This is a genomic window from Saccharothrix sp. S26 (genome assembly GCF_021390395.1).
Lineage (GTDB): Bacteria > Actinomycetota > Actinomycetes > Mycobacteriales > Pseudonocardiaceae > Actinosynnema.
Genome location: NZ_JAJUWT010000023.1, coordinates 36878 through 62039 on the forward strand (window position 1 = coordinate 36878; position 25162 = coordinate 62039).

The window sequence follows — 25162 nt, forward strand, 5'->3', positions numbered from 1 at the left end:
CAGCGTGTGATCCGGTATCGCGCGTTGCAGCGGGATAGGGCCCTGAGCGCGCGAACTAGGACGGCTTGCGCAGCCTGGGCCGCTGACACGGCCTGAGGCCGCGTGCCGCCGGGAGGCCGGGCTGAGCCAGGCCGGGGCCTACCGGGGTGGGGCCGGGCCGAGCCGGGACGGCCGGGGTCAGGTCCGAGCTGGGACGGGTGGCACCAGATCGCGCCGGGCCGGGTGATGGCAGGCCAGCCGGGCGGCAGGTTGGGGCTTGGGCCGGGCAGGTCGAGGCCGGGCAGGTCGAGGCCGGGCAGGTCGAGGCCGGGCTGGCCTGAGCCACCGGGCCGGACCACGCCCCGCCGAGCCAGCCCGGCCGAGCCAGCCCCGCCGACCAGCGCCCCGCCAGCCAGCGCCCCGCCAGCCACTCCCGCCGGGCCGGCGGGGGTGGAGTCGAGCAGGTCCAGACCTACGGCAGGGTGGGTCGGGGAGGTGGCGGAGCGCGCGGCGGGTGGGAGATGGGTGGGTGCGGGTGGTGGCGGCGATGGGGGCCGCGGGTGGGGTGTGAGTGAAGGGGGCGGGATGTGAGGAAGCGGGCCGCCGATGGTGGTCGGTGGCCCGCTTCGTGGGTTCAGCTGGGGTTGGGTCTGGGGTTGGTTACTGGCGCGGGCCCTTGCGCTGACCCTTTGCCTGGGCGCGGGCGGCGGCGCGGCGTTCTTTTCGGGTGCCGCCTGGCTGGTTGCCGCCCTGCTGGGCGGTGTTGCCGGTGGTTTCGGCGTCACCGCTCTCGGACGGGCCCGTGTAGGTCAGGCCCTGTTGGGCGCGGCCGTCCAGGCCCTTGCCGCGCAGGGCCGGGGGGATGGCGTTGCCGCTCTGCAGTTGAGCCAGGGCGGGGCCGGCGGGGGCCTGGTTGGCGTTGGCCTCGGCCTGCTGCTGGGCGGCCGCAGCGGCGGCGGCGCGGGCGCGGGCTCGGCTGCCGGCCAGGGGGCCGCCGTTGGCGATCGAGACCTGGACCGGCGGTTCGGCGGCGGGCTCGGGTTCGGCGGCTTCGACCTGCAGGTTGAACAGGAAGCCGACGGTTTCCTCCTTCAGGGCTTCGAGCATGCCGTTGAACATGTCGAAGCCTTCCCGCTGGTACTCGATCAGCGGGTCGCGCTGGGCCATCGCCCGCAGGCCGATGCCCTCCTTCAGGTAGTCCATCTCGTACAGGTGCTCGCGCCACTTCCGGTCGAGCACGGAGAGCAGGACGCGGCGCTCCAGTTCGCGCATCGCGCCCGGGCCGACCCGGCCGTCGATGTCCGCCTCACGCGCCTCGTAAGCGGCCAGGGCGTCGGCTTCCAGCTTCGCCTTCAGCGACTCCCGGGTGAGGTCGTCGTCCTCCTCGAGCACCTTCTTCGGGTCGAGCGTGATCGGGTACAGCGTCTTGAGCGCCGTCCACAGCTGGTCGAGGTCCCAGTCCTCGGCGTAGCCGTCGGCGGTCGCGCCGTCGACGTACGCGCCGACCACGCTGGTGATCATGTGCTCGACCTGCTCGCGCAGGTCCTCGCCGTCGAGGACGCGGCGGCGCTCGGCGTAGATCACCTTGCGCTGCTCGTTCATGACCTCGTCGTACTTGAGGACGTTCTTGCGGATCTCGAAGTTCTGCTGCTCGACCTGCGTCTGCGCGCTGCGGATGGCCCGGGTGACCATCTTGTGCTCGATCGGCACGTCGTCCGGCACCTTCAGCCGCGTCATGACGGACTCGACCATGGCCGCGTTGAAGCGGCGCATCAGCTCGTCCTTCAACGACAGGTAGAACCGAGACTCGCCGGGGTCGCCCTGACGGCCCGAACGACCGCGCAGCTGGTTGTCGATGCGCCGCGACTCGTGCCGCTCCGTGCCCAGCACGTACAGGCCGCCCGCCGCGCGGACCTCCTCCGCCTCGGCCTTGACCTCGGAGGTGATCTCCTCGATCAGCTTCGCCCAGGCGGCCTCGTACTCCTCCGGGTTCTCCACCGGGTCCAGGCCGCGTTCGCGCAGCTCGTGGTCGGTGATGATGTCCGGGTTGCCGCCCAGCACGATGTCGGTGCCGCGACCGGCCATGTTCGTGGCGACCGTGACGGCGCCCTTGCGGCCGGCCTTGGCGATGATCAGCGCCTCGCGCTCGTGGTGCTTGGCGTTGAGCACCTCGTGCGGGATGCCCTTGCGGACCAGGAGCTTGGACAGGTACTCGGAGCGCTCGACGCTCGTCGTGCCGACCAGCACCGGCTGGCCCTTCGCGTGCCGCTCGGCGATGTCCTCCGCGACCGCCTCGAACTTGGCCTCCTCGGTCTTGTAGACCAGGTCGGACTCGTCCTTGCGCTGCATCGGGCGGTTCGTCGGGATGGGCACGACGCCGAGCTTGTAGGTCTGGTGGAACTCGGCCGCCTCGGTCTCGGCGGTACCGGTCATGCCGCCGAGCTTGGCGTAGAGCCGGAAGTAGTTCTGGAGGGTGATCGTGGCGAGCGTCTGGTTCTCCGCCTTGATCTCGACGCCTTCCTTGGCCTCGATCGCCTGGTGCATGCCCTCGTTGTAACGACGACCTGCCAGCACGCGGCCGGTGAACTCGTCGACGATCATGACCTCGCCGTTGCGGACGATGTAGTCCTTGTCCTTGGCGAACAGCTCCTTGGCCTTGATCGCGTTCTGGAAGTAGCCGACCAGCGGGGTGTTGGTCGAGTCGTACAGGTTGTCGATGCCGAGCTGGTCCTCGACGTACTGCACGCCCGCCTCGGTGACGCCGATCGTGCGCTTGCGCTCGTCCACCTCGTAGTGGGTGTCGCGGCGCATCTTCGTGGCCAGCCGCGCGAACTCGACGTACCAGCGCGAGGACTGGTCGGCCGGGCCGGAGATGATCAGCGGCGTGCGGGCCTCGTCGATCAGGATGGAGTCGACCTCGTCGACGATGGCGTAGAAGTGGCCGCGCTGGACCATCTCGTCCCGGCTCCACGCCATGTTGTCGCGCAGGTAGTCGAAGCCGAACTCGTTGTTCGTGCCGTAGGTGATGTCGGCGTTGTAGGCGACGCGGCGCTGCTCGGGCGTCATCTCCGACAGGATCGCGCCGACGGTCAGGCCGAGGAAGCGGTGGATGCGACCCATCCACTCCGCGTCACGCTTGGCCAGGTAGTCGTTGGTCGTGACGACGTGGACGCCCTCGCCCGCGATCGCGTTCAGGTAGGCGGGCAGCACGGAGGTCAGCGTCTTGCCCTCACCGGTGCGCATCTCGGCGATCTGACCGAGGTGCAGCGCCGCGCCGCCCATGAGCTGGACGTCGAAGTGACGCTGGCCGAGGGTGCGCTTGGCGCCTTCGCGGACGACCGCGAAGGCCTCCGGCAGCAGCTCGTCCAGGGTCTCGCCGTCGGCGTAGCGCTTGCGGAACTCCTCGGTCTTCGCGCGCAGCTCCGCATCGGAGAGGTCGACGACGTCGTCTTCGAGGTTGTTGATGTGCGCTGCGATGTTGCGCAGGCGCTTGAGCATCTTGCCCTCGCCAGCGCGGAGCAGTCGGGACAGCACCATCCGGGTCGACCTCATTACCTCATCGCGACGCGCCCGGGGGACGGGCGCCTTCCACAGGGGCTCGCCACGGCCATGGCGAGCCTTCACCACCGACCATCGTAGGCAAGTCGTGAAGGTGTGTGCACAGACACAGGTAGGAAGCCTGTTGGCGGAGGGGCCGGGGACGCTTCGGAACGGTCCGCTCCGGCGTCACGGAGGCCGGCCAAGATCGCGTTCCGTGACCGGTCACGGCCGCGTACCACCCGGTTGGACGTAATGGGGTCGGAGCACGGACCGCGCGAGAGGTGATCACGGTATTCACGGCGGTGGTGTTCGACACAGGTCGAATGCGGAGGCGTTAGTCGTTCGCATGGTCACGGGGTTGTCCCGTGACGCATTTTCCGGTGATCACGCCGTTCGATCTTCGAAAAGGCGGTCCGCGGCCCGCGACCCCCGGCGTGCGAGGACGCCGGGGGTCGCGCGAAGTCGAGTGAGGGAAGAGTGGTCAGGTGGTGCTCAGGCCAGCCTGATCACGCCGTAGTCGAACCCCTTCCGGCGGTAGACGACGCTCGGACGGCCGCTGTCGGCGTCGGAGAACAGGTAGAAGTCGTGGCCGACCAGTTCCATCTCGTAGAGGGCCTGGTCGACGGTCATCGGCTTGGCCGTGTGCTCTTTCTCGCGCACGATCTGGCCGGGCAGTCTGTCTTCGACGCCGTCTTCCCAGCGTTGCGCGGGCACTTCCGCCATGCCCTCGTCCGCGGGTTCCGGCTCGGCCGCTTCCAGCAGGGCGGTGTGGCCGACCCACATGCCCTGCGCCTGGCCGCCGTCGCTGTCGGGGTGGAAGGGGAGCGGCTCCCCGAGTCCGCTGGTCGCCTCGGCGACCGATGTCGGGCCGCGTCGCCCGTGGTGCACGCGCCTGCGGTCATGCGAGCGGCGCAACCGGTTCTCGAGCTTGCTCACCGCGGAGTCCAAGGCGGCGTAGAAGTCGCCCGCACATGCTTCGGAACGAACCACCGGACCGCGTCCCTTGCCGGTGATCTCGACGCGCTGGCAGTTCTTCGACTGCCTGCGGTTCGGTTCGTGGAAAAGCTCCACGTCGAAGCGGATGACCTTGCGGTCGTAACGCTCAAGCCTGGCCAGCTTTTCGGCGACGTGAACCCTGTAGTGATCGGGCACCTCGACGTTGCGGCCCTTAACGACGATGTCCATACACGACCTCCCTCGCTTTGCTGCGAGCAATGGCTTCGGATCGCTTGGGCGCCGGATCCGCGATCATGTTCGCGGACTTGTCGCTGAGGGTGGCCCCTCAGCGCCCCACCGGCGCCAGGGTCATGGGCTGTTCGCCTCCTCCCCGCGTGCCGGGAACGCTGATAGCGGTGCACGTTAGCCCGGTATTCGCCGCTGCGACAGCCCCCGGGGCGGGGGAAGTCCAAGATTTTCTTGTCGTGACGCAGAGCGACGAAAAACCGGTGCCGGCGGCGCGCCACGCGGGCACGCCCGGACGCCACGCCGCCTCCCGCTCACCCGAAAGGCCGAGGCGAGCACAGGCACTCGCCAGCAGAGTGGTTGCGTCGAACGGCCTCTGCGCGGGCGTCATATCCGGCCAACGGGCGAGCGTCCCGGGAGGTTCCCGGCCCGATTCACCCGTGTGGGTGGGTTCTGCGTGCGGTTGTCAGCGTGAGCACTGCGGGTACCCCGAATCCGGCTGCTTTCAACACCGAAACGCAGGCGCGTGCCGTGGATCCGGTCGTCACGACGTCATCCAACAGGACAACCGGTGTGCCCGGTGGTGGCAGGCGATCCGGCACGAGTCGGACGCGACCAGCCAGATTCGCCCTTCGGGAGGCCGCGTCGAGGCTCACCGAATCGCGAACTCCTCTCGCGAACGCGAGTGCCGGCGCGACGGAAAAGCCGGACGCGCGTGCCATTCTCATCACGTGGGAACCGCCGCGGGCACGGGCGGCCGACGCCCGTGACGGCGCGGGCACCAGCCACGGGTCGGGTCCGACGCCGGGCAGGTGCGGCACGGCGGCGGCCACCAGCGCCCCGAACACGGCCGCCAGCTCGCGCCGCCCGCGCTCCTTGAACGCGAGCACCAGCTCACGGGCCGCGCCGGCGTAGGCCGCGAGCGCGAACACCGGCGGACCGGCGCCGGGCACCCGCTTCGGCAGCCCGAAGAGGGCCAGGCACCGCGCGCACACGCGCGCGCCCCACGTGCCGCAACCAGGACAACGGGGCGGGAACAGCAGGTTCATCAGCACCATGCCCGCGACGATGCCGGCGGCCACCGACAATCCAGGCCCCTCCGCCGAGGTGCGAGGCTTGCACGATCGGGTGAAGATGGGGCCGAGCCCTCAGCCCGGGTAGAACGCCTGGGTCCCGGGCTCCACCTTCGTCGTCGACGCACGCCACACGTCACCCACGTCGTTCGCGCTCCACAACCCGCTCTGGTCCACCGCCAGCACGTTGCGCCCCGGCGCGGCGGTCACCGACGCCACCGGCACGGTCAGGTTCGACGTGTTGTACCGCTCCACGCGCACGCCGTCGATGTTCACCTTGGCGATCGGGTACGCCACCAGCGACGTGCTCACCACCAGCACGTCCTGCGCCAGCCAGTCCAGCGCCAACGCGCTCGTGCCCAGCACGGACGGCTGGAGGTGGCGCGGCGACCGCAGCGACACCGCCGAGTCCTGGCCCCGCACCACGGCCGCCACCACGAGCTTGCCGTCCACCACGGCCGCCACCCGCGTGCCGTCGCGCGACAGCCTCAGCTCGGTGATGCCGCCCAGCTCGGTCAGCTCCGAGGCGTTGACCGCGTTCGCCGTCCACCCGCGGTCGGTCTTGATCACGCGCACCACGTTGTTGCCGTCGGCGACGGTCCACACCTCGTTGCTCGGCTCGCCCTGCCGCCCGCTGAGCAGCCACGTCGGCCTGGTCATGGCGGACGCGTGCAGGTCGACCTCGGCCAACGGCTCGTGCACCGGCCCCACCCGCAGCCGCGCGGAGCCGTCGACGGCCCGGCTCACCACCGCCAGTTGGCTGCCGTCCATCGACTGCCCGGCGCTGAGCACCTGGTAGTCGCCCGCGCCCGCGGGCCCGGGCACGGGGTCGCCGTTGACCTGCTTGACCCGCCCGTTGCCGACCAGCATCCCGTTCAGGCCGGCGATCGGGGTGGCCAGCTCCTCGCCGGTCTGCACGTCGGCGGGCCGCCACTCGTGCTGGTCGGCGTTGATCCACTGGCCCTCGACCAGCACCCGGATCCGGCTGCTGGAGACGCCCGCGAGCGACCTCACCACCTGCGCCACGATCTGCTTGCCCGCCTGCACGGTGATGTCGCCGACCTTGGTCAGGTCGACTTCCAGCGCGCCGTCGTCGGCCTCGGAGGTGTTCTTGCGCTGCGCCGCGCCGTTCGGGATGGCCGAGGCCAACGCGCCCCTCATCCCCACCGCGGGCCCCTTGAGCAGCAGGCTCGTCACCCGGCTCGGGATCGACGTGGACGGCGCGATGACCACCCACCGCGGGTCGGGCACGAGCACGCTGAAGTCCGGGCTGTAGAAGAACAGCGTCACGCGCCGGTAGTTCTGCTGGAACCCGCCCAGCGGCACGTAGATGCCGTCCGGCGGCGCGGAGATCCGCCACTGGTCCTCGGCGTCGCGCTCGATCCCGATCGGGGTGTCGAGAGGGCCGATGAGCTGGATGAACGAGTTGTCCTCGAGCTGCAACCGGCCGACGTTGCGCCCTTGGAGCAGCACGATCCGGTGCTTGTCGTCCGCCGTCACGCCCGGCGTGGGCACGGTGTTGAACGTGGTGTCGATGATCGTCGGCGTGCCCTTGGTGTTCCACGCCTTCTTCGCGTCCTCGGTGAGGTACGCCTTGGCCGCCGCGTAGTCGCCCTCGGGGTTGGCCGAGGCGTTGACGAACTCCCGGACCAGCGTCAACGGGTCGATGTCCTTGACCGGCTTGGGCGCGGCGGCCTCGCTGGCGTTGCCCGCCGAGGGGTTCACCGCGATCGGCGAGGTCTCGGTGGGGATCGCGGCGCAACCCGCGGCCACGAGCACGGCCAGGAGCACGGCGAGCAGCCTCACCGGACCTCCTCGCGTTCGCCGGTGACGGGCTGGGCGGGCTGCCACGTGAACTCCTCCTCGGTCAGCTCGACCTCCTCCACCGGCTCGGGCTCGTCCGGCTCCGGCTCGACCACGGGCGGCAGGTCGGGCGGCTCCAGCGGCAGCGGGCTGGAGGTCAGCTCGTGGCCCAGCCGGCACGGGAGCGTGAGCCGGAACACCGCGCCGAGGCCGCGTTCGCCCCACGCCTCCAGCCAACCGCCGTGCAGCCGGGCGTCCTCCAGGCTGATCGACAGGCCCAGGCCGGTGCCGCCGGTGCGGCGGTTGCGGGACGGGTCGGCGCGCCAGAACCGGTTGAACACCAGGTCGGCCTCGCCGGGGCGCAGGCCGACGCCGTGGTCCCGGACGGTCACCGCGACCGCCTCGCCGTCGCCGCGCAGGGTCAGCTCGACCGGCATGCCCTCGCCGTGGTCGATGGCGTTGGCCAGCAGGTTGCGCAGGATGCGCTCGACGCGGCGGGAGTCCAGCTCGGCGTTGACCTCGTGGTCGGGCAGGTCCAGCACGATCGTGGTGCCGCTGCTGTTGGCGATGGCGCGCACCGCGTCGTGGGCGCGTCGGGCCAGCACGCGGATGTCGACCAGCTCGGCGGCCAGCTCCTCCACGCCCGCGTCGAGCCTGCTGATCTCCAGCAGGTCGCCGAGCAGCGACTCGAACCGGTCCAGCTCGTCGACCAGCAGCTCGGTGGAGCGGGCCAGGCCGCCGGGGAACTGCTCGCGGGAGGCGTGCAGCACGTCGGCGGCCATCCGCACGGTCGTCAACGGCGTGCGCAGCTCGTGCGACACGTCGGAGGTGAAGCGGCGCTGGAGCTGGCCGAACTCCTCCAGCTGGTGGATCTGGCGCTGGATGCTCGCGGCCATCTCGTTGTAGGACTCGGCCAGCCGTGCCACGTCGTCCTCGCCGACCACGGGCATGCGCTGGTCGAGGCTGCCGTCGGCGAACCGCTCGGCGATCTCGGCCGCCTGCCGCACCGGCCGCACGACCTGCCGGGTGACCAGGTTCGCGATCAGCGCGAGCAGCAGGAGCAGCACCACGCCGCCGACGACCAGGGTGCTCTGCACGACGTCGGCGGTGGCCTGCTCGCTGGTCAGCGGGAACAGCAGGTACAGGTGCATGGGGCGCGCGGAGCTGTTCACCGGCTTGCCCACGACCAGCAGCGTGGTGGGTCCGGTCTCCCGTTCCACGGTGGTGATCTGGTAGCCGGCGCTGCCCCGTTCGAGCATCTTGAACAGCCCGTCCGGCACGTCCTCGTACTGGCCGACGGCGACCGGGAGGCCGTCGGAGCCCGTGCCGACGGGGTCGCGGAGCACCGGCTCGAACGCGCCCGCGCCGGAACTGGTCGGGTCGAGGTCCACACCCGAGGTGTTGATCTTGTTCAGGGCCGTGGTGAACCGGGTCTTCACGCTGTCCGGGCCGGGGTTGAGGCCCGCCAGGTCGGGCTGGATCGCCGCGGCGCTCGCCTCGGTCTGCCGGACCGCCGCCTCGATCTTGGTCTCCAGCAGCTGGCCGGTGATCTGCACCTGGAGCACCATGCCCAGCACGAACACCACCGCCGACGACAGCGCCAGCGTGCTGACCACGACGCGCAGTTGCAGCGAGCGCCGCCACAGCTCGCCGAACGCGACCATCTGGCGACGAGCGCGTTCGACCCCGCGGCGCACTTCGCGCACCACGGGGTCGAGCCGGCGTCCGATCATGTCCGACGGGTCCCGATCACGGAGGGCCGGCCTTGTACCCGACGCCGCGCACGGTCAGCACCACCTCGGGGTGCTCCGGGTCGCGCTCGACCTTGGAGCGCAGCCGCTGCACGTGGACGTTCACCAGCCGGGTGTCCGCCGCGTGCCGGTAGCCCCACACCTGCTCCAGCAGCACCTCGCGGGTGAACACCTGGCGCGGCTTGCGGGCCAGCGCCACGAGCAGGTCGAACTCCAGCGGCGTGAGCTGGATCGGCTTGCCCTCGCGCAGCACCTCGTGCCCCGGCACGTCGATGGTCAGGTCGCCGATCTGGAGCACCTCGGCGGGCTCGGCCTCGGTGCGGCGCAGGCGCGCCCGGATGCGGGCCACCAGCTCCTTCGGCTTGAACGGCTTGACCACGTAGTCGTCCGCGCCCGACTCCAGGCCGAGCACCACGTCCACCGTGTCACTCTTCGCGGTCAGCATCACGATCGGGACGCCCGACTCCGACCTGATCGCCTTGCAGACGTCGATGCCGTTCATGCCGGGCAGCATGAGGTCCAACAGCACCAGGTCGGGCTTCAACTCGCGCAGCGCGGGCAGCGCGCGGGCGCCGTCGGCCACCACAGCGGTGTCGAAGCCCTCGCCCCGCAGCACGATGGTCAGCATCTCCGCCAGAGCGGGGTCGTCGTCCACGACGAGCACGCGTGCCTTCATACCCAACATCGTCCCACTAGTGGCCGGCTGTCCACGCACCGCCCAGCGGTCATCGCTGCTGGTCGTCGTGCGCGTCCACTCCGTAGCCAGTCTCTGCCGCCGATCCACGTGCCCACCTCGTCCCGCTGAAACGAGAATCCTCAGCGACTCATCGGCACGGTGGTGACGTTTCGTTACTTTCTTACACTAATGGGTGAACCACCGGTCGAGGAACTCCTCGACGCGCAGGTCAGCCGTGCCGTCCAGCACCTCCCACGGCGAGAGCCACCCGGCCGCGGCCAGCCCGTCGTACACGGCGGCGCAGCGCGCTTGCAGCCCGCCGTCCGACTCGTACAGGTCACGCCCCCTGGCCTCTTCCGCCTCGCGGTGCGCCGCGCGCTCCGCCGCCACGCCCGAGGGCACGCGCAGCAACAGGTGCAAGTCGGGGATCGGCAACCCGAAGCGGTCCACCTCCAGCGCCCGCACCCACTCGACGAACTCGCCGTCCGCGCCCTGGTGCAGCCGGGCCGCGCCGTACGCGGCGCTGGAGGCGGTGAACCGGTCGAGCAGCACCACGTCGTACTGGTCCAGCTCCGCCCGGATGCGGTCGGCCGCGCCGCGCCGGTCCAGCGCGTAGAGCACGGACATGCCGTACACCGAGTCGGTGAGGTCACCCAGCCTGCCGTGCAGCGCGTCGCGCACCAGGTCGGCGTGCACGTCCTCGTCGTAGCGCGGGAACGCGCCCGTGGCGACCTTCGCCCCCCGTGCGCCCAGCGCGTCGGTCAACGCCTTGGCCAGGGTGCGCTTGCCCGCGCCGTCCAGGCCCTCGATCACGACGAGTTTTCCCACGAGAACACCCTAAGGGGCACCCCCTGCTCACGATCGGCGGCATCACATCGCCCAGTCGGGTGACAAGAGATCCTTTGCGTCACCAGATTGAGTGACTACGGTGAACCCCATTTCCGGTTGCGCGAAAGGGTGGTGCCGCGGTGACCGCGGATTCCGGGCACGCCAGACCGGTTGACGAGCACCCGCCCGGGAACCTGCCCGGCGGCCTCGCCGAGACCCTGCGGTACGGGCCGTTCCACCGGGCCCTGCACGACGCCATCGCGCACCGCGGCCTGTCGCTGGCCCGGTTGCGCGCGCACCTGGAGCAGCTGGGCGTGCAGGTCGGGCAGTCCACCCTGAGCTACTGGCAGCGCGGCCTGCGCCACCCCGAGGTGCCCCGCGCCATCGCCACCGTGCGCGCCCTGGAGACCGTGCTGAAGCTGCCGCCCGAGTCGCTGGTCGCGCTGGTCGGCAACCGGCCGCAACCCCGGCTGACCAGGCCCAGCGGCTGGGTGTCGCCGGTGCCGGTGCTGTCGGAGTTCGAGGCCGTCACCGACGTGGGCGCGAACACCGACATCGAGGTGCTGTCCGTGCACGACACCGTGCTCATCGGCCCGGAACGGGAGCAGCGGTCGATCAGCACGCGGCTGGTGGTGCGGGCGGCGAAGGCCGGACCCGACCGGTACCTGGCCGTGCACCAGGGCGACGAGGGGTGCCTGATCGACAACGCGCTCGTGCGACCGGGCGAGGGGTGCCGGCTGGGCCGGGTGCGCAGGCAGTTGGCCACCCGCGGGCTGGCGTTCGAGCTGCTGTTCGACCGCAGGCTCGCCGAGGGCGAGGAGCACGTGTTCAGCTTCACCGTGGTGGACGACACCGGCGGGCCGACGCCGGGCCACCGCCGGGCGTTCCGCGAACCGTGCCGCGGCTACCTGCTGCAACTGGCCTTCAACCGCCGCGCCCTGCCCGCCCGGTGCACCAAGCAGTTCCGGGTGGAGGCCGACGCCGTGCCGGTGGACCTGGAGGAGCTGGTGTGCGGGCTGGGCGGGTTCGCCAGCGCGTACTTCGAGGACGTCGGACCCGGCGTGGCCGGGATCAGCGTCGAGTGGACCTAGCACGACGGCCGGGGCGGTGGACGCCCCGGCCGTCGCCCGCGAACTCGATCAGTAGCGGTAGTGCTCGGGCTTGTAGGGGCCCTCGACGTCGACGTCGATGTACTCGGCCTGGTCCTTGGTCAGCTTGGTGAGCTTGCCGCCCAGCGCCTCCAGGTGGATGCGGGCGACCTTCTCGTCCAGCTTCTTGGGCAGGCGGTAGACCTCCTTGTCGTACTCCTGGAACTTGGTGAACAGCTCGATCTGGGCGATCACCTGGTTGGAGAAGGAGTTCGACATCACGAAGCTGGGGTGGCCGGTGGCGTTGCCCAGGTTGAGCAGGCGGCCCTCCGACAGCACCAGGATGGAGTGGCCGTCGGGGAAGACCCACTCGTCGACCTGCGGCTTGATGTTGATCCGGCGGATGCCGGGGAAGCGGGCCAGGCCGGCCATGTCGATCTCGTTGTCGAAGTGGCCGATGTTGCCCACGATCGCCTGGTGCTTCATGGCCGCCATGTGCTCGATGCGCACGACGTCCTTGTTGCCGGTCGTGGTGATCACGATGTCGGCGCGGTCGATCACGTCCTCCAGGGTCTGCACCTCGTAGCCGTCCATCGCGGCCTGCAGGGCGCAGATCGGGTCGATCTCGGTCACGATGATCCGCGCGCCCTGGCCGCGCAGCGACTCCGCCGCGCCCTTGCCGACGTCACCGTAACCGCAGATCACGGCCACCTTGCCGCCCATGAGCACGTCGGTGCCCCGGTTGATGCCGTCGATCAGCGAGTGCCGGATGCCGTAGCGGTTGTCGAACTTCGACTTGGTCACCGCGTCGTTGACGTTGATCGCCGGGAACAGCAGCTCACCGGCGGCGGCGAGCTGGTAGAGCCGCATGACGCCGGTGGTGGTCTCCTCGGTCACGCCGCGGATGCCCTCGGCGATCTTGGTCCACTTCCCGCTGTCGGCCGCCAGCGAGCGGCGCAGCGTCTCCAGGATCAGCGCCCACTCCTCGGGGTCGTCGGCCTCGGGCTGCGGGACGACACCGGCCTTCTCGTACTGCACGCCCTTGTGGACCAGCAGCGTCGCGTCGCCGCCGTCGTCCAGGATCATGTTCGGGCCGCCGCCGTCGGGCCAGGTCAGCATCGACTCGGCGGTCCACCAGTACTCCTCCAGGGTCTCGCCCTTCCAGGCGAACACCGGCACGCCCTTGGGCTCGTCCTCGGTGCCGTGGGGGCCGACGACGACCGCGGCGGCGGCGTGGTCCTGGGTGGAGAAGATGTTGCACGACGCCCAGCGGACCTCGGCGCCCAGCGCGACCAGGGTCTCGATCAGGACGGCCGTCTGCACGGTCATGTGCAGTGAGCCGGAGATCCGCGCGCCCTTGAGCGGGTAGACCTCCGAGTACTCGCGGCGCAACGCCATCAGGCCGGGCATCTCGTGCTCGGCCAGCCGGATCTCTTTGCGGCCGAACTCGGCCAGGGAGAGGTCCGCCACGGCGAAGTCGATGCCGTTGCGGGTTTGGAGCCTCTCGGCGGTCATCGCGGGTTCCTCCATATTCGGGTAGGACGAGCCGACACTACCGCCCGCCACGCCGGGCCACGGAGGTCGGCGGCATCTGCGCACCGATGGACCAGAGTAGGACCAGGCGGAAGTGATGTTCGCGGGAGGATTCGTGCTGATTCCCGGGCCCGACACACGGGTGGTCGAACTGCGGGTGCACGGTGTGCAGGGCACCACCCCGCAGTCGCTGGTCGACGCGGTGGCGGCGGTGGACGTGGCGGGCGACGGGCTCGGCCGCGTCGTGCGCCCGGCCGACCGGCTGCGCAGACCCGCCCCCGGCCCGGTGTTGCAGGCCGCCGGACGCCCCGTGACCAGGGTGGTCGAGGGTTACGTCTGGGGCGCGATGACCTCCGGCGGGTGGGCCAAGGCGACGTGGGCGCTGCTGTTCCCCTTCTCGCTGGCGAACGTGGCGCACTGGATGCTGCCGCCCGTGCCGACCGGCTCCGCGCCCGCGCACCTGCTGGGGATCGCGCTGCGCGCGATGCTTCGGCTGGCCGCACTGCTGCTGACCGTGCTGCTGGTCGCCCAGCTGGAGGTGATCAGCCTCGACCTGGTGGCCGCGCAGTGCCTCGCGCCCGGCTCGCCGTGCCTGTGGGGCCCGTCGTGGCTGAGCACGACGCCGTGGGTGCGGGCCGTCGTGGGGCTCGCGCCGATCGCGCTGGCCGTGCTGGTGCTGCACCGGATGTCCAGTGTGGACTGGCGGATCGAGCGCAAGGAGGTGCCCGCGGCCGAGGGCGGGCGGTCCGGGCTGCCCGGCGCGCACGTGGCCACCGACCCGGACACGCCCGCGTTGCGGGTGCTGCACGTGGTGGCGGGCCTGGGTACGGCCGTGGTGGTCGCGCTGGGCGGGCCGCCCGGACCGGTGCTCGCGCCCGGCTGGCACGGCGTCGCGATCACGGCGTGCTGGACCGCGGGGCTCGCGCTGCTCACGGTGGCCGCGCTGGGCGCGATGCTGCTGGACGACCCCACCGGCGGCGCGCCCCACCGCGGTGGCCGGTGGCTGAGGGCGGCACTGGGGCGCAAGCCGCGGCGCGTGTTGCAGGCCGTCGCCTGGCTGTCGCTGCTGGCCGCGGCGGCGTTGCTGGTCCGGTTGCCGGCCCGGCTGCCCGGCGCGGACCTGGCCGTGCAGATGGTGGCGGCGCTGGTCGCGCTGGTGTGCGTGCTGATCGGGTTGCTGCTGGTCCCGGCCGCGCTGCTGGCCCGGCGCACCTGGTCGGCGCAGCCGCGCGACCTGCGGCCGTGGGCCGGCGGGTGGATGGCCGCGCCGGTGGTGGCGGTGGCCGCGCTGCTCGGCGGCGGGTTCGGCGCGGGGGTGGCGCTGGCCGTCCAGCGGGTGCTCGGGCACGGCGACCTGCCGGACGGCTACGACTACATCGCGCTGCTGTGGGGCGTGGCCGGGGTGCTGGCGTTCCTGGCCGGGGTGGCCATGGCGGCGACCACCGGGATGATGCGGTGGAGCTCCCTGCGGCGGGACAAGGAGTGGGCGCGTGAGGCGTCCTTGTTGCACGCGGGACGTGCACGGGACGCGAAGCGCGCTGCGCGGGCGTGGTGGTGGGCGCGGTGGCAGCGACGGCACAGCCACCACGTGGTGCTGGTCATGTCGTCGGTCCTGGCGGTCGGCGCGGTGCCGGCGGCGCTGCTGCGGTTGCGGGGAGTCCACCCGCCGACGTGGGCGCAGCCGGTCATCACCTTCGGCGTGGTCGTCCTGGCCGTGCTGGCGTTGTCGCTGCTCAGGGCGGTGTACCTGGCGGCACGGCGGCCCGACAAGGCACGGCAGGTCGGCGTGCTGGCGGACCTGGCCGCGTTCTGGCCGCGGGAGGCGCACCCCGTGGTGCCGCCGTGCTACGCGTTGAAGGTGGTGCCGGAGCTGGTGGCACGGGTGCGCGAGCACCTGGCCGACCCCGGCACGCGGGTGGTGCTGGCCGGGCACAGCCAGGGCAGTCTGCTCGCGGCCGTGGCGGCGGCGCGGCTGCTGGAGGAGCTGCCGCCCCACGAGGCCGAACGCGTGGGCCTGGTCACGGCGGGGTCGCAGTTGCAGTGGGCGTACCCGCGGGCGTTCCCGGCGGTGGTGCCGCACAGCTCGCTGGCGTCACTGGCCGGCGGGTTGGCCGGGCGGTGGCGCGCGCTGTGCCGCGGCACGGACGCGCTGGGCGGCGCGGTGATGACGTGGAACCGGCAGGTGTTCGACGGGATGCTGCTGGGCGCGGGCTTCCGGCCGGACGGCACGTCGGGCGCGTTGCCGCCGGCGTTGCGCGGCCCGACGGGCGCGCTGGTGCTCGGCGGCGACCACTGGCTGCCGGACCCGCAGCGGGGACCGTTCCCGGGACGGCGGTGGGCGCCGGGCGTGAACCGGCACGCCGACTACACCTCCGACCCCGAGTGGGACCGGGCGATCGCCATCGCGGCCGGGCTGGAGACGCCGGAACCACCCGCACCACCCGTGCTGCCGACGGCGCGACAGGCCCCGGTCAGGTCGCCCGCACCCGAACCGATCAGGTCGCCCGCGCCCGAACCGAGCGGGCAAGCGCAGGTCAGGTCTCCCGAGCCCGAACCGAAGTGAGCAGGCGGTCGGCGGCGTCCGGGCGGCCCGCCTCGGCGAGCAGCCCGGCCGGGGCCAGCACGTAGTCGCGGTCGACCGCGATCGCGGCCGTGCGCAGGACCGGGCGCAGGACCGGGTCGGCGCGCAGCACCCGTTCGACGTCGTCGGTGGACTCGGCGTGCCGGAACACCCCGCCGGACAGCACGAGCAGACCCGCCCCCTGCGGCCCCAGTCGGCCGTCCACGAGCCGGAGGTGGCGACGCACGGCCAGCACGGCGGCGAGCCCGGCCAGCCGGTGGTCGGCGGCCGGGTCGTCGGGCAGCCAGGTCACGTCGGCGGCCCGGGCGGCGGCTTCCGCTTCCAGCGCGGCGGCCTCGTCCTTGTCGATCAGCTTCTCCGCCAGCGCTTCGGCCACCACGCCCGGCGCGGACCAGCGCAGGCCGAGGTCGCCCTCGACGGTGCGGCGGTCCGGCGGCAGCGCGACCGCCCGCTCCGGACCTTCCACTGTGGACACCGCCGAGTAGACGTCGGTGGTGGCCCCGCCGACGTCCACCACGAGCACCGCGCCTTCCCGGTCCTGCATGGCCAGCCGCGACACGCCCCGCAGCACGGCGTCCGGGGTGACCGCGCGCACGAGCCCGCGGAACCTCCTGCCGCGGGAGAGCCCCTTGCCGCCGATCACGTGCCGCAGGAACACCTCGCGGATCGCCGCACGCGCCGGACCGGGGGCCAGCTCGCCCACGTCCGGCAGCACGTTCGCGGTGCGCACCACCGTCCGGCCCGCGAGCAGCCGCGCCGCCTCCGGCTGGGCCTCGGCGTTGCCCGCGAGCACGATCGGGCACGCCACCCGGCTCAACGCGCGGGCGTTGTGCAGCAGGACCGACGCGTCGCCGCCGTCCGTGCCGCCGACGAGCAGGACCAGGTCCGGCCTCGACGCCCGCAACGCCCGCACGCCCGCGCCGTCCAGCGGCCCGGCGCTGACGTGCACCACCTTCGCGCCCGCCGACAGCGCCACCCGGTACCCGGCCTCGGCGCTGACCAGCCGTTCCTGCCCCACGACCGCCAGCCGCAACCCGCCGCCCGCCGACGAGCAGGCCAGGGTGCGCTCGGCGGGGTTTAACGCACCCGCGACGGCGTCAATACCTCGGAGCACCTCGGGCGGGGTGGTCGGGTGCTGCGCGGTGCCCAGCAGCTCGCCGTCCGCCGACACGAGGGCGCCCTTCGTCCACGTCGAGCCGATGTCGAGGCAGAGCACGGTCATGCCGGCGAAACTACCGGTGACGCCGGATGTCGGTGGTCACCTCTAGTCTGAACGGACCAACCAGGCGACCGCCTGCGGACGACACCGGCCACCCAACACAGGAGGCGACACCGTGCCAGGCAACGGGCTGTGGCGCACTAAGTCGATCGAGCAGTCGATCGCGGACACCGACGAGCCGGACACCAGACTCCGCAAGGACCTCACCGCGTGGGACCTGACGGTGTTCGGCGTCGCGGTCGTCATCGGCGCGGGCATCTTCACGCTCACCGCGTCCACCGCGGGCAACCTCGCGGGGCCGTCGGTGTCGCTGGCGTTCGTGCTCGCGGCGGTGGCCTGCGCGCTGGCCGCGCTGTGCTACGCGGAGTTCGCGTCGACCGTGCCGGTGGCGGGCAGCGCGTACACGTTCTCCTACGCCACGTTCGGCGAGTTCATGGCCTGGATCATCGGCTGGGACCTGGTGCTGGAGTTCGCGGTCGGCGCCGCGGCCGTGGCCAAGGGCTGGTCGGTGTACCTGCAGACGGTGCTGGCGCACGTGGGCCTGGAGGTGAAGACCACCTCGGCCGTCGGCGGCGTGGACGTCGACTGGGGCTCGTTGCTGCTGGTCGGTGTGCTGACCGTGCTGCTGGCGCTGGGCACGAAGCTGTCGTCGCGGGTCAGCGCGGTGATCACGGCGGTGAAGGTGGCCGTCGTGCTGCTGGTGATCGTGCTGGGCATCGGCTACATCAAGGCGGCGAACTACACCCCGTACATCCCGCCCGCCCAGTCCGGCGGCACCACCGCGACCGGCCTGGAGCAGTCGCTGTTCTCGCTGCTCACGGGCTTCGAGGGCAGCACGTACGGCGTGCTGGGGCTGCTGGCCGCCGCGTCGCTGGTGTTCTTCGCGTTCATCGGCTTCGACGTGGTCGCGACGACCGCCGAAGAGACCCGCGACCCGCAGCGCGCCGTGCCGCGCGGCATCCTCGGGTCGCTGGCGATCGTGACCGTGCTGTACGTGGCGGTGTCGCTGGTGATCACCGGGATGCTGCCGTACGACCAGCTCAAGACCCAGCCGGACGGCACGCGGGCGACGTTGGCGACCGCGTTCTCGGCCAACGGCGTGGACTGGGCGGCCACCGTCATCTCGGTCGGCGCGCTGGCCGGCCTGACCACCGTGGTGATGGTGCTGATGCTGGGCCAGTCGCGGGTGCTGTTCGCGATGTCGCGCGACGGCCTGCTGCCGCGCGGCCTGGCCCGCACGGGTGAGCGCGGCACGCCGGTCCGGATCACCGTGATCATCGGCGTGCTGGTCGCCTTCGCGGCCGGCTTCTTCCCGGCGGGCAAGCTGGAGGAGATGGTGAACGTCGGCACGCTGTTCGCGTTCATCCTGGTCTCCGCGGGCGTGCTGGTGCTCCGCAAGACCCGCCCCGACCTGCCGCGCGGGTTCCGCGTGCCGTGGGTGCCGGTGGTCCCGGTCCTGGCGATCCTGGCGTGCCTGTGGCTGATGCTGAACCTGACCGCCCTGACCTGGGTCCGGTTCCTGGTGTGGATGGCGCTGGGCGTGGTCGTGTACTTCGCCTACAGCCGCCGCCACTCCCTCCTGGGCCGCAAGGGCACCACCGCCACGCCCGTGGTGAAGCACGACGAGATCCCGTAACGGCGCGAACGGTGGGCCGGGGGCGCGTCGAGGTGCCGGCGGGGCAGCAGCCCCTCTCAACTTCGACCCGCACCCCCGGCCCACCGGACACCGGGCCCGCGCGAGCACGACCACGGCCCGGTCGAGTCCCGGCACCGTGGCACCGGTCCGTCCGGGCCGATCCTCGACGGCCACCGAGCCACCGCACCAAGAGACGGTCCCGTCCCCTGCCGGTCCTCGACGGCCACCGAGCCGACTGCACCGAGGGACAGTCCGTCCCCGGCCGGACCTCGACGGCCACCGAGCCATCCGCACGAAGCCAAAGGGACCGAACGGCGAAGGGCGACGAGCGCTGCGCACAGCAGCTCGTCGCCCTTCCTCGCCCGAGGGCTACGACTTGGTGGTCAGCGACCGGTCCAGGTCGGGTTCCAGGTAGATCAGGCGGGCGGCGGGGACCTTGGCCCGGACGCGTTGTTCCGCGGCGTCGATGGCCTCGGCCACCTCGTCGATCGACAGGCCCGGGTTCAGCGCGATCTTGGCCGCCACCAGCATCTCGTCCGGCCCGATGTACTGGGTCTTGATGTGGATGACGCGCTGCACCTTGCCGGCCGCCAGCTCGTCCACGATCACGTCCAGCTCGGCCGGTGCCGCGCCCTCCCCGATCAGCAGCGACTTCATCTCCACGATCAGGATCACCGCGATCACGCCCAGCAGCGCGCCGATGCAGATGGTGCCGATGGCGTCCCACACCGGGTCACCGGTCAACGTCGACAGGCCCACGCCCAGCAGCGCCAGGACCAGGCCGAACAGCGCGCCCGCGTCCTCCAGCAGCACGACCGGCAGCTCCGGCACCTTGGACTGCCGGATGAACTGCCACCAGGTGGCGTTCCCCTTGATCGCCTTCGACTCCACGATCGCGGTGCGGAAGCTGTAGGACTCCAGGCCGATCGCGACCAGCAGGATGATCACCGCGACGATCGGGCTGCTCAGCTCCTCGTGCGACTCCAGCTTGTGGATGCCCTCGTAGAGGGCGAACACCGAGCCGAGGCTGAACAGCATCAACGCGACGATGAACGAGTAGAAGTACCGGTCCCGACCGAACCCGAACGGGTGGTTCAGGGTGGCCTTGCGGCGGGCGGTCTTCTGCCCGAGCAGCAGCAGGCCCTGGTTGGACGTGTCCGCCACCGAGTGCACCGACTCGGCGAGCATGGACGACGATCCGGTGATCAGGAAGCCGACGAACTTCGCCGCGGCGATCCCGGCGTTGGCCACCAGTGCGGCGATGATCGCCTTGGTCCCGCCCCCTGCTGACACGGTTGCTCCCTAAGCGCCCAGGTCCGAATTGTCGGTGTGACCCTACTCAACGCCGGGGGTTGCCCGGAAAAGCTGGGTGTCAACCTCCGCCGTGACGATCACCTCGGGATCACGCGCGGGCAGCCAGACGGACTGGCCACACGCCAGCTCCACGGTGTCGTCACCGCACGTCAACCGGGCCCGGCCGCGCGTGCAGAGCAGGATCTGCGGCCCGCTGTGGTCCACCCGGACGTGCACCGACGGCCCGACCTCGATCCGCGACAGCTCGAACTCCGGGCACGGCGTCCGGTACGACCACAGCCCCGGCGAGGTCTGCACGCCGGTCTGCACGGGCATGTCGCCGCACCCGAAGTCCAGCACGCGCAGCAGCTCGGGCACGTCCACGTGCTTGGGCGTCAACCCGCAGCGCAGCACGTTGTCGGAGTTGGCCAGGATCTCCACGCCGGTGCCGTGCAGGTAGGCGTGCAGGTTGCCGGCGGGCAGGTAGATCGCCTCGCCCGGCCGCAGCACGATCCGGTTGAGCAGCAGCGCGGCCAGCACGCCCGCGTCACCGGGGTAGGCCTCCCCCAGCTCCAGCACCGTGCGGCACTCCAGGTCGAACTCGCCGTGCTCCTTCACGTGCAGCACGCACGCGTCCAGCACCTGCGGCAGGAGCATGTCCAGCGCGGTCTGCGGCAGCGTGATGAGCGTGGTGAACAGGGCGCGCAGGCCGCCCGCGTCCGGCTGGGCCGCCAGCAGCTCGACGTACGGGGCGAAGTCCGGCGCGTCCAACGACCGCAGCAGCGCCACCGTGCGCGCCGGGTCCCGGAACCCCGCCAGCGCGTGGAACTCGGTCAACGCGCAGATCAGCTCGGGCTTCGCGGACGGGTCCTTGTAGTTGCGGATCGGCGAGTCCATCGGCACGCCCGCCGCGTCCTCGGCGGCGAAGCCGTTCGCCGCCTGCTCGGCCGACGGGTGCGCCTGAAGGCTCAGCGGCTCGTCCGCGGCCAGCACCTTGAGCAGGAACGGCAGCCTGCTGCCCCACCGGTCGGCGTGGCGGGCGCCGAGCTGGCCGTCCGGGTCGTCGGCGAGCAGTTCCAGCAGCGACTGCTCCGCGCCGTCCGGCCCCACCACCCGGGACGGGTCGCCGGGGTGGGCGCCCATCCACAGCTCGGCCTCGGGGTGCGGCGTCGGCACCTCCTTCCCGAGCAGCTCGGCGATGGCCGTGCGCGACCCCCACGCGTACGCCCGCACCGCGTTGTGCAGCAGATCCACAGTCATCCCCTCACACGGCCGGCGCGTACAGGCCGGGCCCGCCCAGCGTTCCCGCCGCCAGGCCCAGGTACAGCGCGGCCAGCTCGAACCGCAGCGCGAGCAGCGCGGCGCACACGGCCTCGCCCCCGCTGACCTCCTCGGCCGGTTCGAACACGTCGGCGCCGGACAAGGTCTCCATCGCGACCCGCCGGGCGAAGTCGGCCTGCGGACCCCGCCGCGCGGCCACCAGCAGCACGCGGACCAGGCCGTCGTGCTCGTCGTCCGGGTCGGCGAACAGGTCGGCGCCGGACGTGCCGCGCACGGCCCGGCGGTGCAGCACCGACCGGGTCAGGGCCTGAGGATAGCCGGCCACGTCGCTCACCACGCCCGCGTAGGTCGCGAGCACGCCCGCGCCGTGCGCGGCGACCGCCGTGGCGAGGTCGTCCAGGCCCCACAGCAACGGGGTCCGCTCGGCGACGCGCAACGCGAGGGTCTTGGCCGGGTTGACGAACGACTCGTGCATCGGGTGGCACCGCTCGGCCTCGCGGTCCAGCTCGTCCGCGACGGCCTGCACGTCCACGTCGAGCAGCCGCAACGACTTCAGCGCCGTCAGCCACGCGGCGAAACCGCGGGCGAAGCCGAAGCCCTGCGGCACCGGCACGCGCGGCGGGATGAGCAGCGCGTGCTGCGCGGCCGAGGCCGCCACCGGGCCGTCCGGCTCGGCGGTCAGCAGCACGCGCGCGCCGCGCCGGGCCGCCCGGTCCACCGACTCGGCCATCAGCACGTCACCGGGGTCCTCGGTGTGCGCGAGCACCACGTCCAGCGCGCCCACCCACGTCGGCACGTCGTCGGCGACCACGACCGGCACGGGGCAGCGCGTCCCGAGCAGGGCCGTCACCACCCCGGCGATCGCGCCACCCACGCCGGGGCGCGTGACCAGCACCAACGCCCGCGGGCGTTCGGCGAACACCCGGTCGACGCCGAGCTCGTCGGCCGCCTCGGCGGTCGCCCGGACCTGCGCGCCCGCCCGTGCGGCGGCACGCAGCAGACCTTCCCGGTCGGCGTCGGTGAGCCGGGACTGGTCGTCGAGGAGGCTGTCGTCAAGCACGCGAGCTCACCCGGCCGTCGGCTCGACAGCCTCGTCCAGCAGCAGCACCGGGATGCCGTCCCGAACCGGGAACGACCGGCCGCACGAGGTGCAGGTCAGGTAGTCCGCGAGCGGGTCGGCGGCGGTGCCGACCTTCAGCGGCGCGTGCTCCGGGCACGGGCAGGCCAGGATCTCCAGCAACTGCGCGTCCAGTTGGACAGCCACGGCGCTCATCCCCTCACGATCGCCAGGACCTCGTCGCGCAGCGCCGCGACGGAGGCCGCGTCGGCGGCTTCGACGTTGAGCCGGAGCAGCGGCTCGGTGTTGGACGCACGGAGGTTGAACCAGGAGCCGTCCGGCAGGTTCACCGTGAGGCCGTCCAGCTCGTCCAGCTCGACGCCGTCGCGCCCGCCGAACTCGGCCTTGATCGCGGCCAGCCTGCCCTGCTGGTCGTCCACCGTGGAGTTGATCTCGCCCGACGCCGCGTAGCGGGAGTAGTCCCTGGTCAGCTCGGACAGCGGGCCGTCCTGCTCGCCGAGCGCGGCCAGCACGTGCAGCGCGGCCAGCATGCCCGTGTCGGCACGCCAGAAGTCGCGGAAGTAGTAGTGCGCGGAGTGCTCGCCGCCGAAGATGGCGCCCGTCTTGGCCATCTCCTCCTTGATGAACGAGTGGCCCACGCGGGTGCGCACCGGCACGCCGCCGTGCTCGCGGACGATCTCCGGCACCCCGTGCGAGGTGATCAGGTTGTGGATGATCGTGCCGCCGGGGTCCTTGGCCAGCTCGCGCACCGCGACCAGGGCCGTGATGGCGGACGGGGACACCGGCTCGCCGCGCTCGTCCACGACGAAGCAGCGGTCCGCGTCGCCGTCGAACGCGACACCCGCGTCCGCGCCCTCGGCCCGGACGCGTTCCTGCAGGTCCACGATGTTCTTCGGGTCCAGCGGGTTGGCCTCGTGGTTGGGGAAGTTGCCGTCGAGCTCGAAGTACATCGGCACGATCTCGATCGGCAGGCCCTCGAACACCTTCGGCACCGTGTGGCCGCCCATGCCGTTGCCCGCGTCCACCACGACCTTCAACGGCCTGCTGCCGCTCAGGTCGACCAGTTCCCGCAGGTAGGCGGCGTAGTCGGTGAGCATGTCCTGCTCGGTGACCTTGCCCTTGGCCACGCCCTCGGCGTCCGGCACGCCCTGCTCGGCGTCCGCGCGGATCTGCGCCAGGCCGCTGTCCTGGCCCACGGGGGCCGCACCCGGCCGGCACAGCTTGATGCCGTTGTACTTGGCCGGGTTGTGGCTGGCGGTGAACATCGCGCCGGGCAGGTCCAGCTTGCCGGAGGCGAAGTACAGCATGTCGGTGCTGGCCAGGCCGATGCTGACCACGTCGACGCCCTGCGCGGTGACGCCCTCGGCGAACGCCGCCGCCAGGCCCGGTGACGACTCGCGCATGTCGTGCCCGATCACCACCGCGGGACCGCCGACCAGGCGGGCGAACGCCGCGCCGAAGTCGCGTACGACGTCGGCGTCGAGCTGCTCACCGACGACACCGCGGATGTCGTAAGCCTTGACGATGCCGGACAGATCGCGCACGGCCACACTCCCAAGTTGGCTCTTGACACTGCCTTGGGAAGCCTACCGGCGCGCGCGTGGGCGTCGTGTCCGGTCGCTGGGTGTTAGTTCAGTCTTCGTTCGGATCGGGCAGAACGCGCAGGTGGCCGCGTCGGATCGTGCCCCCGGGCAGCTCCGGCAGCTCGACCTGGGGTGTGGCCCGGCCCGCCTCGCGGACCGCCTCGGCCAGCGCCGTGAGGTCGTCCACGGTGGGTTCGGGGGCGCGGAACTCGCCCTGGTGCCGGACGACCTCCCAGCCGCGCGGCGCGGTGAGGCGCAGGGCGTGCTCCTCGCACAGGTCGTAGGAGTGCGGTTCGGAGTACGTCGCCAGGGGTCCGACCACCGCTGTGGAGTCCGCATAGGCGTACGTGAGCGTGGCGACTGCCGGGTTCGCGCACCCGGTTCGCGAGCACCGTCTCACGCTCCGCACGGCGGGGACGATATCGCGTCCCGCGCGGCGTGTGTTGGATTACCTCCGGCGCGGCGGCGGCGGTGGTGCCGCGGTCGGGCAAGTTGCCTGGTCGCGGAGGTCCGGCTGGACGGGGTCCGCGGGCGGACAACTACCCTCTACCTCGTGGTGATGGCTCGGGGTTCACGGCGGCAGGGCGCTCCGCGGCGACGCAACCGCGACCGGCACGGTCGGGGGTTGCGCGGTCCCCTCTACCCGGCCACGTTGCCGGCGGCCCGCAGCCGGGCGGAGCGGTTCGACGCGCTGGTGCTGGAGGCGTTGGAGCCGATCGAGGCGCGGTGGCGCACGGAGCTCACGCAACTGGACGTCGCGGTGGACGACGTGCCGGACGTCCAGTCGGGCGACGACGGTGACGTGGTGGAGGACGGCAACGTGCCCCTGGCGCGGCTCGTGCCCGCCGGGGCCGACCGCCGTGCCCGGATCGTGCTGTACCGGCGGCCGCTGGAGGCGCGCGCCAAGGACGGGGCCGACCTGTCCGACCTGGTCCACGACGTGCTGGTCGAGCAGGTGGCCAACTACCTGGGCCTGGACCCGGACGTGATCGACGGCGACTGACCGCCCCGAGCGTTGAACTCGGGTGTCCTGAACGT

The 25162-nt window shown here is 72.0% G+C and carries 20 protein-coding genes; 5 read left to right on the forward strand and 15 right to left on the reverse strand.

Annotated elements, in window-relative coordinates:
* Positions 1 to 197: 197 nt before the first annotated feature.
* A complete protein-coding gene (locus LZG04_RS42105) occupies positions 198 to 320 on the forward strand; it encodes a hypothetical protein (protein WP_267938441.1) in 123 nt (40 codons plus the stop codon).
* A gap of 319 nt (positions 321 to 639) precedes the next feature.
* On the opposite strand, the gene secA is transcribed toward LZG04_RS42105, so the two are convergent.
* From secA to LZG04_RS31620, 7 genes are all read right to left on the reverse strand, one after another.
* Positions 640 to 3516, reverse strand: a complete 2877-nt coding sequence (secA, locus tag LZG04_RS31590; RefSeq protein ID WP_233823853.1) for a preprotein translocase subunit SecA — start codon at positions 3514 to 3516, stop codon at positions 640 to 642.
* A 495-nt stretch (positions 3517 to 4011) separates the two neighbouring features.
* Positions 4012 to 4704, reverse strand: a complete 693-nt coding sequence (gene hpf / locus LZG04_RS31595; RefSeq protein ID WP_233823855.1) for a ribosome hibernation-promoting factor, HPF/YfiA family — start codon at positions 4702 to 4704, stop codon at positions 4012 to 4014.
* A 431-nt stretch (positions 4705 to 5135) separates the two neighbouring features.
* A complete protein-coding gene (locus tag LZG04_RS31600) occupies positions 5136 to 5783 on the reverse strand; it encodes a ComF family protein (protein ID WP_233823857.1) in 648 nt (215 codons plus the stop codon).
* A gap of 66 nt (positions 5784 to 5849) precedes the next feature.
* Complete coding sequence (locus LZG04_RS31605) at positions 5850 to 7580, reverse strand: LpqB family beta-propeller domain-containing protein (protein ID WP_233823859.1); 1731 nt, start codon at positions 7578 to 7580, stop codon at positions 5850 to 5852.
* Positions 7577 to 9310: an MtrAB system histidine kinase MtrB gene (gene mtrB, locus LZG04_RS31610; RefSeq protein WP_233823861.1), complete on the reverse strand. Its 1734-nt coding sequence runs from the start codon at positions 9308 to 9310 to the stop codon at positions 7577 to 7579. Before mtrB ends, LZG04_RS31605 begins: the two co-directional genes overlap by 4 nt.
* A gap of 16 nt (positions 9311 to 9326) precedes the next feature.
* On the reverse strand, positions 9327 to 10004 hold the full coding sequence (gene mtrA / locus LZG04_RS31615) for an MtrAB system response regulator MtrA (RefSeq protein ID WP_015104936.1): 678 nt from the start codon (positions 10002 to 10004) through the stop codon (positions 9327 to 9329).
* Positions 10005 to 10190: 186 nt separating this feature from the next.
* Positions 10191 to 10832, reverse strand: coding sequence for a dTMP kinase (locus tag LZG04_RS31620; RefSeq protein WP_233823863.1), 642 nt, complete (start codon positions 10830 to 10832; stop codon positions 10191 to 10193).
* A gap of 140 nt (positions 10833 to 10972) precedes the next feature.
* Here LZG04_RS31620 and LZG04_RS31625 point away from each other — a divergent pair, with 140 nt between their 5' ends.
* The gene (locus LZG04_RS31625) at positions 10973 to 11923 is read left to right on the forward strand and encodes a hypothetical protein (protein ID WP_233823865.1); all 951 of its coding nucleotides are present in this window, start codon (positions 10973 to 10975) and stop codon (positions 11921 to 11923) included.
* Positions 11924 to 11971: 48 nt separating this feature from the next.
* On the opposite strand, the gene ahcY is transcribed toward LZG04_RS31625, so the two are convergent.
* Positions 11972 to 13435 carry an adenosylhomocysteinase gene (gene ahcY / locus LZG04_RS31630; protein ID WP_233823867.1) on the reverse strand — a complete coding sequence of 488 codons (1464 nt, stop codon included), beginning with the start codon at positions 13433 to 13435 and terminating at the stop codon, positions 11972 to 11974.
* A gap of 133 nt (positions 13436 to 13568) precedes the next feature.
* Here ahcY and LZG04_RS31635 point away from each other — a divergent pair, with 133 nt between their 5' ends.
* Positions 13569 to 16016: a hypothetical protein gene (locus LZG04_RS31635; protein WP_233823869.1), complete on the forward strand. Its 2448-nt coding sequence runs from the start codon at positions 13569 to 13571 to the stop codon at positions 16014 to 16016.
* On the opposite strand, the gene LZG04_RS31640 is transcribed toward LZG04_RS31635, so the two are convergent.
* On the reverse strand, positions 15988 to 17256 hold the full coding sequence (locus LZG04_RS31640) for a glutamate mutase L (protein ID WP_233823871.1): 1269 nt from the start codon (positions 17254 to 17256) through the stop codon (positions 15988 to 15990). The two genes, LZG04_RS31635 and LZG04_RS31640, sit on opposite strands and share 29 nt — an antisense overlap.
* A 112-nt stretch (positions 17257 to 17368) precedes the next feature.
* Here LZG04_RS31640 and LZG04_RS31645 point away from each other — a divergent pair, with 112 nt between their 5' ends.
* Entirely contained in the window at positions 17369 to 18889 is a 1521-nt protein-coding gene (locus LZG04_RS31645; protein ID WP_233823873.1) for an amino acid permease, read from the forward strand.
* A gap of 369 nt (positions 18890 to 19258) precedes the next feature.
* Here LZG04_RS31645 and LZG04_RS31650 read toward each other — a convergent pair whose 3' ends face one another.
* The 6 genes from LZG04_RS31650 to LZG04_RS31675 all read right to left on the reverse strand — a co-directional run bounded on the left by LZG04_RS31650 (position 19259) and on the right by LZG04_RS31675 (position 24533).
* Entirely contained in the window at positions 19259 to 20182 is a 924-nt protein-coding gene (locus LZG04_RS31650; RefSeq protein WP_233823875.1) for a cation diffusion facilitator family transporter, read from the reverse strand.
* A gap of 42 nt (positions 20183 to 20224) precedes the next feature.
* Positions 20225 to 21442 carry a mannose-6-phosphate isomerase, class I gene (gene manA, locus LZG04_RS31655; protein ID WP_233823877.1) on the reverse strand — a complete coding sequence of 406 codons (1218 nt, stop codon included), beginning with the start codon at positions 21440 to 21442 and terminating at the stop codon, positions 20225 to 20227.
* Between the two features lie 4 nt (positions 21443 to 21446).
* Positions 21447 to 22523, reverse strand: a complete 1077-nt coding sequence (locus tag LZG04_RS31660; protein WP_233823879.1) for an SIS domain-containing protein — start codon at positions 22521 to 22523, stop codon at positions 21447 to 21449.
* A gap of 6 nt (positions 22524 to 22529) precedes the next feature.
* Positions 22530 to 22727 carry a Trm112 family protein gene (locus LZG04_RS31665; protein ID WP_233824209.1) on the reverse strand — a complete coding sequence of 66 codons (198 nt, stop codon included), beginning with the start codon at positions 22725 to 22727 and terminating at the stop codon, positions 22530 to 22532.
* A gap of 5 nt (positions 22728 to 22732) precedes the next feature.
* Positions 22733 to 24085, reverse strand: coding sequence for a phosphomannomutase/phosphoglucomutase (locus LZG04_RS31670; protein WP_233823881.1), 1353 nt, complete (start codon positions 24083 to 24085; stop codon positions 22733 to 22735).
* Between the two features lie 88 nt (positions 24086 to 24173).
* Positions 24174 to 24533 (reverse strand): DUF3499 domain-containing protein, encoded by a 360-nt coding sequence (locus LZG04_RS31675; RefSeq protein ID WP_233823883.1) that lies wholly within the window; start codon positions 24531 to 24533, stop codon positions 24174 to 24176.
* Positions 24534 to 24683: 150 nt separating this feature from the next.
* Between LZG04_RS31675 and LZG04_RS31680 the strand changes: the two genes are divergently transcribed.
* Positions 24684 to 25127, forward strand: a complete 444-nt coding sequence (locus tag LZG04_RS31680; protein ID WP_123748322.1) for a metallopeptidase family protein — start codon at positions 24684 to 24686, stop codon at positions 25125 to 25127.
* Positions 25128 to 25162: the final 35 nt, after the last annotated feature.